The organism is Ventrimonas sp., from assembly GCF_048380235.1.
GTDB lineage: Bacteria > Bacillota > Clostridia > Lachnospirales > Lachnospiraceae > Brotaphodocola.
Map to the genome: position 1 here is coordinate 1 of NZ_DBFCCJ010000005.1, position 11724 is coordinate 11724.

At 48.0% G+C, this 11724-nt stretch carries 10 protein-coding genes; all 10 read right to left on the reverse strand.

Annotated features, from left to right (window positions below; translation table 11 throughout):
- Nucleotides 1-580: 580 nt before the first annotated feature.
- The 10 genes from ACMP1L_RS00215 to ACMP1L_RS00260 all read right to left on the reverse strand — a co-directional run bounded on the left by ACMP1L_RS00215 (nucleotide 581) and on the right by ACMP1L_RS00260 (nucleotide 11233).
- Nucleotides 581-1279: a YoaK family protein gene (locus tag ACMP1L_RS00215; protein WP_243025538.1), complete on the reverse strand. Its 699-nt coding sequence runs from the start codon at nucleotides 1277-1279 to the stop codon at nucleotides 581-583.
- 187 nt (nucleotides 1280-1466) lie between these two features.
- Nucleotides 1467-1961: a LeuD/DmdB family oxidoreductase small subunit gene (locus ACMP1L_RS00220; protein WP_118732076.1), complete on the reverse strand. Its 495-nt coding sequence runs from the start codon at nucleotides 1959-1961 to the stop codon at nucleotides 1467-1469.
- Nucleotides 1961-3223 (reverse strand): 3-isopropylmalate dehydratase large subunit, encoded by a 1263-nt coding sequence (locus tag ACMP1L_RS00225; protein ID WP_118732075.1) that lies wholly within the window; start codon nucleotides 3221-3223, stop codon nucleotides 1961-1963. Before ACMP1L_RS00225 ends, ACMP1L_RS00220 begins: the two co-directional genes overlap by 1 nt.
- 38 nt (nucleotides 3224-3261) lie before the next feature.
- Nucleotides 3262-4446 (reverse strand): mandelate racemase/muconate lactonizing enzyme family protein, encoded by a 1185-nt coding sequence (locus ACMP1L_RS00230; protein WP_418451564.1) that lies wholly within the window; start codon nucleotides 4444-4446, stop codon nucleotides 3262-3264.
- Nucleotides 4443-5699 (reverse strand): pyridoxal phosphate-dependent aminotransferase, encoded by a 1257-nt coding sequence (locus ACMP1L_RS00235; RefSeq protein ID WP_418451566.1) that lies wholly within the window; start codon nucleotides 5697-5699, stop codon nucleotides 4443-4445. The genes ACMP1L_RS00230 and ACMP1L_RS00235 overlap by 4 nt, the downstream gene beginning before the upstream one ends.
- 110 nt (nucleotides 5700-5809) lie before the next feature.
- A complete protein-coding gene (locus ACMP1L_RS00240) occupies nucleotides 5810-6685 on the reverse strand; it encodes a LysR family transcriptional regulator (protein ID WP_182432555.1) in 876 nt (291 codons plus the stop codon).
- 142 nt (nucleotides 6686-6827) lie between these two features.
- Nucleotides 6828-8366: a tripartite tricarboxylate transporter permease gene (locus ACMP1L_RS00245; protein ID WP_118732071.1), complete on the reverse strand. Its 1539-nt coding sequence runs from the start codon at nucleotides 8364-8366 to the stop codon at nucleotides 6828-6830.
- A gap of 12 nt (nucleotides 8367-8378) precedes the next feature.
- Complete coding sequence (locus ACMP1L_RS00250) at nucleotides 8379-8816, reverse strand: tripartite tricarboxylate transporter TctB family protein (protein WP_182432554.1); 438 nt, start codon at nucleotides 8814-8816, stop codon at nucleotides 8379-8381.
- Nucleotides 8817-8949: 133 nt separating this feature from the next.
- Nucleotides 8950-10026: a tripartite tricarboxylate transporter substrate binding protein gene (locus ACMP1L_RS00255; protein ID WP_118732069.1), complete on the reverse strand. Its 1077-nt coding sequence runs from the start codon at nucleotides 10024-10026 to the stop codon at nucleotides 8950-8952.
- A 49-nt stretch (nucleotides 10027-10075) separates the two neighbouring features.
- Nucleotides 10076-11233 carry a MalY/PatB family protein gene (locus ACMP1L_RS00260; protein WP_418451568.1) on the reverse strand — a complete coding sequence of 386 codons (1158 nt, stop codon included), beginning with the start codon at nucleotides 11231-11233 and terminating at the stop codon, nucleotides 10076-10078.
- Nucleotides 11234-11724 lie beyond the last annotated feature (491 nt).

The following is an 11724-nucleotide window of genomic DNA, read 5'->3' on the forward strand; positions in this document are numbered from 1 at the left end:
ACAAGATCAGTGACATAATCCAGATGGAAAAATATCTGACCCTCTATCAATGTGCAAGGGAATGCAATGATTTTGACTCCTTTGTAAAGGTCGTGGCGTAGTTTTGTGCAATTTTTCAAATTTGCTCATTTATAGTTATAATAACAGAATGATTTCAAACAACAGGTACGAAAACTTCTGCTTAAAGTATTAAATAGACGAAACGACAAGAAACGTTATACGAGGAAAGGATTCAAAGAAATAATGAAATTCTATCCCTTAGCAATGCCTACATCTATGTCAACTTGTTTTGAAACTGCAAATATTATTATGGAGAGCCGTATGCAGGAAAGCCGCACGTACGGCTCTGTGAGTGGCTTACGTTGTGAGGCATAAGTCTATTCGACTTCTTCATGAACGAATATAGCGGCACCCCAAACTCATACGCCTTGTCTGAGCACGCAAGGCGTATGAGTTTGGGGTGCAGGAGAAACAATCAGCTATAGAGCACATAAAGTACAAAATTCTGCTTAAAGTCTGCGGTTCTGTATGCGGAGCCCAAAACTTCGGACTTTATTTAGATATTGTGACTTATATTTATTTAACGCAGCTTCTCTAAAAACATCAGTAGGAAACTGATCAAAAGTAGCACACTAGAAACCCAGATTGTAGTGATACCTAGTTTCAGAGACATTACGCCGCCTACACCGGCTCCAATGGCAAAGAAGAAAATAATGCCAAAATAATAGAGAAACTGCCGCAGCTGCTCCGGCTTGTGATCCTCAAAATACATGGTCAGCGCTGTGGTTCCGCTTCTTAAGTTTCCGATACACATGGTACTGGCGTAGGAATAGCCGCCCACCTTGCGGAAGGACTGCACCTGCATCGCGCAGGCAAAGGAAACCAGCACAGTAGCCAGCATATTCCGCTCCTCCGGCAGAAACCCTACCAGCGTCAGTATGATAATCTCCAGCAGAAGAATGCTCTGCCTCCAGTGCAGCTTCCTTGCGTCTTTAAAATGCAGATGAATCTCTTCTGAAATATAAACCCCCAGCACAAACGAAAGCAGCGGTACCAGATACCTCAGTGCGCTTCTCATGTTGCCACTGATGATATGCTGGCTCATGAGGACCACATTTCCAGTCTGCGCATTGGAAAATACATGATCGCGCACATTATAGGTATAGGCATCCTGAAGTCCGCCGGACAATGCCAGAAACATATTATTCAGAAACGCCTCAGACATCTGTTTTTCTGTCAGCAGCTTCGCCGCACATTTTTTCAAATAATCTGTATTCATGATAACTTCTATCCATTTCCCATTTTATCATCATTTGTTTGCCAGCCGCTCCCCGGATCCCGGGTTGCCGGCTCTGGTTCATTGTACTTGACTTTCCGGCAAATGTCCACCCCTATTCCAAACAAAAAGGCCTGTTATCCCACAACGATTATCTGCGAAATAACAGGCTCCTCCTTTCATTCCCGGATCAGGAGAACAGATTGCGCTTAATGCGGTTGATCAGTCCGCCGCAGTTCATGATATCATTAATGAAAGCCGGAAACGGTGTAATCTCATAAGTCTTGTTCCGGGTCACGTTCATGAGGATTCCCTTGTCAAAATCGATGGCAAGCTCATCCAGCTCCTGGCAGTCGTCTACTGCTTCGGTACAGATTACGATTGGAAGACCGATATTGATCGCATTGCGGTAGAAGATACGGGAAAATCCTTTCGCCACCACGCAGGAAAATCCTGCTGCCTTGACGGATTTCGGTGCATGCTCTCTGGAGGATCCGCAGCCAAAGCCGACTCCGGCTACCAGAACATCTCCCGGATCCATGCGTTTGATCAGATCCGGATCATAATCCTCCATGCAGTGTTTTGCCATTTCACTGTCTTCTACAATACTGGTATAACGTGTCGGATACATCTGGTCTGTATTGACATTATCACCGACGCGTCTTGCTTTTCCCTGAATAAACATTATTCCATCACCTCCTGCGGATGTGTGATCCGTCCGGTAAGCGCACTGGCCGCCGCAACAGCCGGGCTGGACAGATAAATTTCTGATTCCAGATGGCCCATACGTCCGGTAAAGTTCCGGTTCGTTGTCGCAAGGGCCCGCTCGCCTGCTGCCAGAATCCCCATGCTTCCGCCGATACACGGACCGCAGCACGGAGTCATGATGGCACAGCCTGCGTTCATGAAATCCATCAGAAGGCCCTCTTCCATGGCCTCGCGGTAAATCTTCGGAGTCGCAGGAATGACAATGACGCGTAGTCCCGGCGCAACCTTCTTTCCGCGCAGGATATCTGCTGCTTCCTTTAAGTCAGACAGTCTACCGTTGGTGCAGGATCCGATAACGATCTGATCCAGCTTTACCTCGCCAAACTCAGAGAAGCATCTGCCGTTATCCGGTTTGCCCGGGAAAGCTACAATCGGCTCAACCTCATCCAGATCCAGTACCAGGGTCTTCTCATATGCGTCAGCCGGAGCCTCCCCGCATACGATACCGCCCTCAGCGCCCACTTTCTTTAAGTAAGCTCTGGTTACATCATCTACCGGGAATACTGCATTCTTTGCGCCGGCCTCTACCGCCATGTTGCAGATGGTCATACGGTCATCCATAGTCAGATCCGCAATGTCACCCACAAACTCCAGGGACGCATAGTCCGCGCCATTTACGCTGATCTGGCGAAGCAGCCAGAGAATGATATCCTTTCCTGATACCCATTTTTTCTTTTTGCCGCGGAGCTCCACGCGGATTCCGCGCGGAACCTGGAACCACAGCTCTCCGGTCAGCATGGCTGCCGCCATGTCCGTGCTTCCGATACCGGTGGAAAACGCGCCGAATGCACCATAGGTACAGGTGTGGGAATCCGCACCCACGATCAGGTCGCCGGTATGTACATAGCCCTTTTCCGGAAGCAGTACATGCTCTATTCCACCATTTCCTACATCATAAATATCAGAAATCCCCTGTGCTTTCGCAAACTCTCTGCAGGCCTTGCACTGGGTTGCTGTCTGAATATCCTTGTTCGGGGTAAAATGATCCATTACAATTACTACCTTTTCCGGATTTTTCACCTTTGCACCCTCGATTTTCGCGAACTCACGGATCGCTACCGGGGTAGTCAGGTCATTTCCGAGAATCAGATCCAGGGATACCTCAATCAGATCTCCCGCCTTTACAGACTCCATGGCGCAGTGGCGGGCCAGAATCTGCTGTGTCATCGTCATACTCATCGGTTTTTCTCACTCCTTTTTGTCTATATCCATTCTTTTTACTGGTCCATAACAGCTCCGTCAGTAGTCAGCCTGGTTACCACTTTACGGCGCTCAAACGGGAATTTTTCTTCCACACCGTCTATCAGCTCAATTCCAAGTCCCGGTGCGTCCGGCACGATCAGGAAGCCGTCCCGGCACTCCGGCATACGATCCACGATATCGCAGACATGGAACTCGGATTTTCCGGTCTTCTCGAACACGAAACGCGCATGGGCTGCCGGTCCGTTCGGATCCGGATATTCCTGAATGGTAAAGCACGGAACCGCTGCGTCTAACTGGATGCAGGCTGCAGTTGCTACCGGGCTTAACGGATTGTGCGGGATGATTCCAAGATGGTTGGCCTCCGCAATCGCTGCAATTTTCTTCGCTCCGGTGAAACCGCCGCAGACACAGATGCTCACACGCAGATAATCCAGCGCCTGACGTTTTACCAGCATCTGGTATTCCTGCGGTGTATGGATACGTTCACCGGTTGCCAGCGGAATGCGGATCTTCTGAGCCACCCATGCCATGGAATCAAAGTTGTCCGGAATCAGCGGATCTTCGTAGAACATCGGAAACAATGGCTCTAACTGGGAAGCCAGCGCAATGGCCTCCGCAGGGTTTAAACGCCGGTGATTCTCGATACATAAGTCTACATCCAGGCCAACTGCCTCACGGATCCGGCTTAAGCGCTCTACACCATTGCTCATCTTTCTTGCATAGGTCTCAAAATAGCGGGTAGATCTCGGCTCATCCAGGAACGGGGATAAATGACCGATAGCCGTAAAGCCTTTCTCCTTCTCTGCCAGGCAACTCTCCATCAGCTCCTCAAAGGAACCCCCGGATACATGTGAGTATACCCGGACTTTATCTCTTACTTTGCCGCCCAGCAGCTGGTATACCGGCACACCATAATACTTTCCGGCAATGTCATACAGCGCGATATCGATGGCACTCAGCGCACCCAGGACAGCCGCTCCGCGGAAATGGAAGCAGCGGTACATATACTGCCAGTGATGCTCAATCCGCAGCGGATCCTGACCGATCAGATACTCGCGGAAGGATTTGATCACCTCTCCGGAGGACTCCAGAAAGCCCCAGTCGCCGGATTCGCCGATACCGGTGATTCCCTCATCGGTATATACTTTTACAAATAAGAATTTATTGACCGGAATTAATTTGATATCTGTAATCTTCATACTTCTGCCTCCACTCTGTCTACTGCCTGTTTGATGATAGCCGGTGCCCGCAGGCATTTCTCGGTGGTGACTGCACACGGTGAGAAGCGGAGCCCTTTCTTCTGAGGCACCACATATACATGCTCCTCCTCCAGATATGCAGCGACCTTAGCCGGATTTTTGCACGGAATTGCGATGAAATAGCCATGCTTGTACGGACAGCACTTTAAGCCCACACGCCGGGCTTCCCCGTAGAAGCTCTGGCCGCGCTTTGTAATCAGATCCGAGAATACCAGGCGCTCTTTGTCTACCTCGGCTTTCACTTCCGGATTCAGATTAATGTCCACCAGAATCCTCTGGGCGATCCGGACAACATTGGACCATACGGATCTGGAGGAATAGGACATGGCGGCCTTGAACAGGTCTGCAGCCTCCTTCGTTTCCGCCAGGCAGACAATGGCACCACAGCGCATGCCGCACATGGTATAGCTCTTGGACATACTGAATACCACCAGGGTCATCATGTTTTCCGGCATATCATGGATGCTGTCAAAAATAGATCTGGTTTCCTCAAAGCTTCCGTCAAAATCAATATAGGACACATCCAGACAGAAGGTCAGGCGGCGGTCCGGATACTCAGCTGCCAGCTTTTTCAGAACAGCTGCTACCTTGTCCATCTCTTCCTTTCTCATGGAGTAACCGGTCGGGTTGTTGGCCGGAGTATTGAGCAGCAGCAGTACCTGTTTCTGTTTTTCCAGAAGCTCTCTTAAGCCTGCTTCCATGCCCTCTACGTTAAAAGTATCCTGATCGTTGAACATCGGAAAGTCTTTTAAGAAACGTCCGTGCTCCTCACAGATGTTGCGGTACGGTCCCCAGATCCAGTCGGTGGTCAGAAGGCTGTCTCCGTTATCCAGAAAGTTCCAGATGGCATGACGCAGTGCGCCGCAGCCGCCCGGAGTCGGAACAGACTCTACATGGAAGCGCTCACTGACATGACCGAACAGGGAAATCTGAACCGCCTCATTGAAGCCTGGTATACCACCGATCGGCGCATAGCTGCACATCTCCTCTATCGGCATGGAACGAAGCATCTTCTCCACCGTTGGAAGTACCATCAGCTTTCCGGCATCGTCCTGACACTCGCCCAGAGTGGAATTGATCACAGCATCTCCACCCAGCTCTGCAATGGCCGCTTTGGCCTTCTGGCTTGCGGCAAAAATTTTATCCGGTGCATACTCACGCATTGCATGATCTGCAAGTGTTACATATTTCATAGGTTTTCTCCCTTCCGTTTTCTGCAATATACTCTGTCCTTATTATAATAGAAAGAGCTTCTCAGCGTAAAATACACTTTTTCTATGTCTCCATAACCTCTTTTTATGGCTTACCGTTTCAGCTCCTGCTTGATAAAGGAGATCAGCGTGCGGGCATCGTTGTAGATCACCTTGCCACGCCGGGTGATGAGGCCGATCTCCGCCCGCATGGGATTTTCCAGCGAGAGCGCACAAATCTGGTCATCCATACGAACCGCATCCCGGAGCAGGAATGCTCCGCAGCCGTCCCGTATCACCAGATTTTTGATGGTATGCAGCTGGCCGGTCTCCATCCAGATATCCGGTACTACCCGATTCTCCTTCATAAGCTGCTGTACCCGCTCATTGATGTAAAACCCTTCCTGAAACACCACCAGTGGACAGCTGCAGGCTTCCCGGAAGCTGACGGATTCTTTCTTCGCCAGCTCATGATCCTTTGAGACACAGAAACAAAACTCTGAATTGTACAGATGCGTCCACTCCACATCCCAGATGCGAGAGGAGTCCACCGACAAAATGGCCAGATCCAGCTGGTCATCCAGAAGTTTTTTGACAATATCAATGGCACCGCTCTCTTCAATCTCCAGACTGATATCCGGATATTCCTGCCGGAATTTGCCAAACAGAAGCGGCAGCAGAAAACTTCCGATCTGCAGCGGAACCCCAAGGCGGATATGATTTTTCTGCCCCACGAAATCATTTAAATCCCGATTCAGGGTGTCCATGCTTTTCAGGATTCCGTCAATGCGTTCCTGCACAAACCATCCTTCCTCCGTCAACTGAATCTTGTTGTTTCGCCGCAGGAACAGGTTTACCCCCAGCTCTTTCTCCAGTTCATGAACCGCGGCTGTCACAGAAGGCTGGGAAATATGCAGTTCCTTTGCAGCCTTCGTAATGCTCCCGCACCGACAAACGCAGGAAAAATATTCCATCTGGCTGATCTTCATATATTCTCTCCTTCCGTTTTTATTCATGGTGTCCGCGCCTTTGCTCTATACAGGCACGACACGGAATGAAAAAAACACCACAGACGGAACTGACACAGCATAAATGCTGTCCCCCGGTTCCATCTGCAGTGTTTTCCTTGTTTTAAGCAGCCTTTGCTGCTTTATTTGCCTTGATGCGTTTTACCAGCGGCATACCGATAAAGATGATGGACAGAATCAGTAATGCACAGCTTAACGGTCTGGTAACGAATACAGACAGAGAGCCGTCAGCAAACTTCATGCTCTGAGTCCAGTTGTTCTCCATCATGCTTCCCAGGATAGAAGCAAGGATCAACGGAGACTGCGGAATCTTGTACTTATTGAAGGCATATCCAATAAATCCAAAGAATACCATGACATAAATGTTGAATACGTTGTTGCTTACTGCAAATGCACCGGTTACACACAGGGTCAGAACGATGCCGCTTAAGATCATACGATTCAGACGAAGTACTGCGGTTGCAAGGAAGTTACAGTAGTAAACGGAAAGCGGAAGCATGATGATGTTGGCTACGATGAAGCCAAGGATAATCATGTATGCCATTTCCGGGGTATCACGGAACAGGGTCGGGCCGGTTCTCAGTCCCTGAATCGTCAGTGCGCCAAGGAACAGAGAAGAGGTAGAGTTTCCAGGAACACCAAGAGACAGAAGCGGAACCATGGAACTTGCTACCACTGCATTGTTTGCTGCCTCCGGAGCCGCAATACCCTCCGGAACACCAGTACCGAATTCGAGGTTCGGACGACGTCTGGAAGCCTGGTCGTATGCCATGAAGATTGCCATGATCATGCCAGCACCTGGAATAATTCCGATCACGTTACCAATAACACTGGACTGTACCCAGATCGGAAGCAGGCGTTTCGCCATTTCCTTGTCCGGAAGAACCACCTTTACTTTTTTGTAGTTCTCTTTTACATCTTCCTTGAAGTTTTCTACCTTCTGTTTTACTTCTTTCACCTTCGGGGTCTTCTGAATACCCTCGATCATCTCAAGAATTGAAGTAATACCAAACAGGCCGATTAACATCGGGATCAGGGAAATACCATCCATCAGGCTGACCTGGCCGAAGGTAAATCTTGCAAGACCGGTCTGCGGGCTCATGCCGATACAGCTGAAGATCAGGCCGACAGCCATCGCAAGAATGTTCTTTGCAATGTTGTTGCCTGCCATGCCGATTACGGTACTCATACCAAGTACAGCCAGCATAAAGTATTCCGGCGGTCCAAACTTCAGTGCCTGTTTTGCCAGGAACGGAGAAAGGAATAACAGAACGATCGCACTGGTCAGTCCTCCAAAGGTGGAACTGGATATGGCCAATCCAAGCGCCTGTCCGCTCTTGCCCTTCTGGCTCATCGGATAACCGTCATACGCGGTAACTGTAGCAGATGCAGTGCCCGGAATCTTTAACAGAATAGACGGAACAGAACCGCCGCAGGCAGATGCACAGTAAATACCAACCAGAAGACAAATCGCAACCTGTGGTTCCATACCGAATGTGATCGGGATCAAAACCGCCATGGTAATACTGTCGTTTAGTCCCGGAAGGGAACCAACAATCAGGCCGATCACAACACCGCCTAGCAGTGCAAGTAACGCAGTGGGCTGTACCAGCTGCCCTAAACCTAATAAAATGCCGCTCATAAACCCACCTCCTTAGAAATCAAGCAGTATCATCGGCAGCGGAACTGACAATAATACTTTAAAAATAAAGAATACGCATGCAACTGCAAGCGCAGAACACAGCAGGGTAACACCGGTCTTTTTGTAACCCAGAGAACGGATCACAAAAAAGCACAAAATAAACGTATCAATAATATAACCGATTTTCTTTAACAGAAATACATAAATAACCAGAGCCAGAAGTGTAATTCCAACCATCTTCAGGTTCACACCCTCCAGCTTTACAACCTGCTGGTGTTTGATCAGAATCTCAACAAATAAGTATACCGCACAGAGCAGCAGCACACCGGCTGACATGATCGGGAATACACCCTCACTCTCCATGGGAATGGCCGTCACAATGATATAAACCGCCATCAGCATAAACACGATCGGCATAGCCAGTTCGATCATTAATTGCTTTTTATTCACAGCAATTCCTCCTTTTTTATCGTTTTCTTCACACTGTAAGAAAAAATGCGCCGCGCCCGGCTGCTTTATAGCCCGCGAGGCGCGGCGCATCATGGCAGTTAATGCTTACGAATGCTTACAATGTTTACTCGGATTAGTTACCCTTTAATTCCGGAACCAGAGCCTCCAGATCCTTAGAGCACTGATTAGCATATGCCTGGAAATCTGCTGCGTTCTTGTATGCATACGGAATGGAAGCTTCCTTCATAGCATCAATGAACTTGTCAGAAGTGATGATCTTGTCGAACTCAGATACCAGATAATTGTATACATCATCCGGAACACCGGCCGGGCAAGCGTAACCACGGAATGCACCAGCTACCAGATCTTCACCCTTTTCTGTGAAGGTTGGAACATCCGGGATGTCTGCATTTCTCTCTTCACCGCCCATTGCAAGGCCGATGATCGTACCATCTTTGATCTGGCTTACAGTCTCACCAGTACCCATGAATGCTGCATCGCAGTGACCGCCCATCAGCTGCTGCATCTGTACGGATGCACTGTCGTTGTGCAGATACTCAAAGTTTAAACCAAGGTCTTTTGCAAACTGGATTGCTGCAATGTGATGTGCAGTAGAATGACCCGGAGTTGCAACCTTTACGGTATGAGTCTTAGCATACTCAATGAACTCCTCATAGGTCTTGTACTCTGCAGTCGGCGGAACTACCAGGATCTCAGGATCGAAGCATACCATGCCGAGCGTCTTGAAGCTGTCCAGAGTGTAGGTTACATCTTTTAACAGCGGGTTGTTTACAACTGCACTGGTGTAAGCCAGTAAGGTGTAGCCATCCGGATCTGCGTTAGCCACAGCGGTATGACCGATAACAGCACCGCCGCCTGCCATGTTCTCAACGATCAGGGACTTACCGTCAAAATAATCTTTTCCTGCCGCTTCTGCCAGGATACGAGTGGTGATATCTACACCGCCGCCTGCATCGTAAGGAACGATGATCTTAATGTTCTTTTTCGGGAAATTGTCCGGTTTTGCAGCCTCTTTCACGGTCTCAGCTGCCTTCTCTTCTGCTGCAGTCTCCTCTGCCTTTGTCTCAGCTGCTGCCTCGGTAGCTGCTTCGGTAGCTGCTGCAGTGGTCTCTGCAGGTTTGCTGGAGCATCCTGCTAAAGATGCTGCCATGATTCCTGCGAATAATAATGCTGCCATTCTTTTTTTCATACTGTCTCTCTCCTTTTTCTTTTATCTATCGTTCATTTCCAAGCCTGGTTTATGCCAGCGCTTTCACGATCCGATCAAGTGCCTGTTCTACCGTGGATTTCGGACAGGCGATGTTCATCCGGAGGAATCCATCTCCATCCGGGCCAAAGGTCTTGCCGCTGTTAAATCCAAGCTTCACAGTCTCAACAAAGAATTTGTTTAGCTCGTCCTGACTCATATTCAGTCCGCGGCAGTCCAGCCATACGAAATAAGTACCATCTGCATGGATTGCCTTGATTCCCTTTACATCTTTCAGGGTTTCCTCGACAAGGGCACGGTTCTTTTCAATATAAACTGCAAGCTGGTCTGCATAGTAATCGCACGCTTCATATGCAGTACAGAATGCAATGGTTCCGCAGATATTCTCACCAATCTGCTTATTATTGACTACGATATCATGAACTGCATTCTTGAGTACCGGGTTTGCAGCGATGAAGGCCGCGGTACGGAATCCCGGAACATTGAAGGTCTTGCTTGGGTTCATAAAGGAAACGCTGTTCTGCTCGAATTCCTCACAGATACTTGCAAACGGAATGTGCTTGTGTCCGCTGCTTACGAGATCCTGATGAATCTCATCTGCAAGAACAATTACATGGTATTTCATGCAGATATTTCCAAGCTTTGTAAGTTCCTCTTTCGTAAACACATGACCAGTCGGGTTCTGCGGGTTACAGAGGATAAATAATTTTGTTCTCGGATCTTTACATTTCTCTTCGAAGTCTTCAAAGTCAATCTCGTAATGATCTCCGGTTAAAACCAGCTTGTTTCTTAATAAATGGCGTCCGTTATGATCGGAAAGATCTGAGAACGGCGGATAACACGGAGACTGGATCACAATGTTGTCTCCTGGCTGGCTCAATGCACGTACCGCACAAATCAGTCCGGTAATAACGCCCGGAACAAATTCAACCCATTCCGGATTCACGTCCCACCCGAAACGTTTTTTCTGCCATCCTGCTCCTGCTTTCTTTAAGCGCTCGCTAATCGGAGTGTAGCCGTATACGCCCTGTTGCATTCTTGCTACCAGCGCATCTACAACCGGCTGCGGAGCCTTAAAATCACTGTCTGCAATCCACATTGGGATGACATCTTCCGGATATACGGAATATTTTTTGGAATCAGTTCCTCTCCGGTTGACAACCTCGTCAAAATCATGTACCAAACTCATCTTCAGCATTCCCCTTTCTTCATCAGCACCGATACCCTCTCCCTATGCCTGTCTCCAGTATAGGCTCCGATCCGGTATTTGTAAAATACTGCTTTTTGATTGTCCCATAGGTTTTTCCTATCAGTTTTTTTGGTATACCATATGTTTAACATGTTTAGAGTCTAAACCTTTTTTTCCTGTTTGTCAATATACCATTGTATAGTTTGTTGTATTCCAATAAAGTTATTGATTTTTTTTGTGCAATTTATCACACAAAGAAAAGTGTAGTGCTTATTTTAATCCGTTTTTTTGCCTTTTCGCTTTATTTTTTTAATTATGTCTTGTTTTCTGAAGTATAAGACTTTTCTTTATGCTCTGCCTCCAGTTATGATTTCATCTCCGAAGCGCTATTCCTACTTATCTGGTATGTTAATATGTTATACTGGTTATTTTTCATTTTTTCAATCTGTTTTCTTTCGTTTTTTCCAGAAATACAAATTCCTTCCACAAAT

Excerpts from the sequence above, each read along its gene's own strand:
- ACMP1L_RS00215 (WP_243025538.1), bottom strand. The coding sequence starts at position 1,279 with ATGAATACAGATTATTTGAAAAAATGTGCGGCGAAGCTGCTGACAGAA.
- ACMP1L_RS00220 (WP_118732076.1), bottom strand. The coding sequence starts at position 1,961 with ATGTTTATTCAGGGAAAAGCAAGACGCGTCGGTGATAATGTCAATACA.
- ACMP1L_RS00225 (WP_118732075.1), bottom strand. The coding sequence starts at position 3,223 with ATGAGTATGACGATGACACAGCAGATTCTGGCCCGCCACTGCGCCATG.
- ACMP1L_RS00230 (WP_418451564.1), bottom strand. The coding sequence starts at position 4,446 with ATGAAGATTACAGATATCAAATTAATTCCGGTCAATAAATTCTTATTT.
- ACMP1L_RS00235 (WP_418451566.1), bottom strand. The coding sequence starts at position 5,699 with ATGAAATATGTAACACTTGCAGATCATGCAATGCGTGAGTATGCACCG.
- ACMP1L_RS00240 (WP_182432555.1), bottom strand. The coding sequence starts at position 6,685 with ATGAAGATCAGCCAGATGGAATATTTTTCCTGCGTTTGTCGGTGCGGG.
- ACMP1L_RS00245 (WP_118732071.1), bottom strand. The coding sequence starts at position 8,366 with ATGAGCGGCATTTTATTAGGTTTAGGGCAGCTGGTACAGCCCACTGCG.
- ACMP1L_RS00255 (WP_118732069.1), bottom strand. The coding sequence starts at position 10,026 with ATGAAAAAAAGAATGGCAGCATTATTATTCGCAGGAATCATGGCAGCA.
- ACMP1L_RS00260 (WP_418451568.1), bottom strand. The coding sequence starts at position 11,233 with ATGAGTTTGGTACATGATTTTGACGAGGTTGTCAACCGGAGAGGAACT.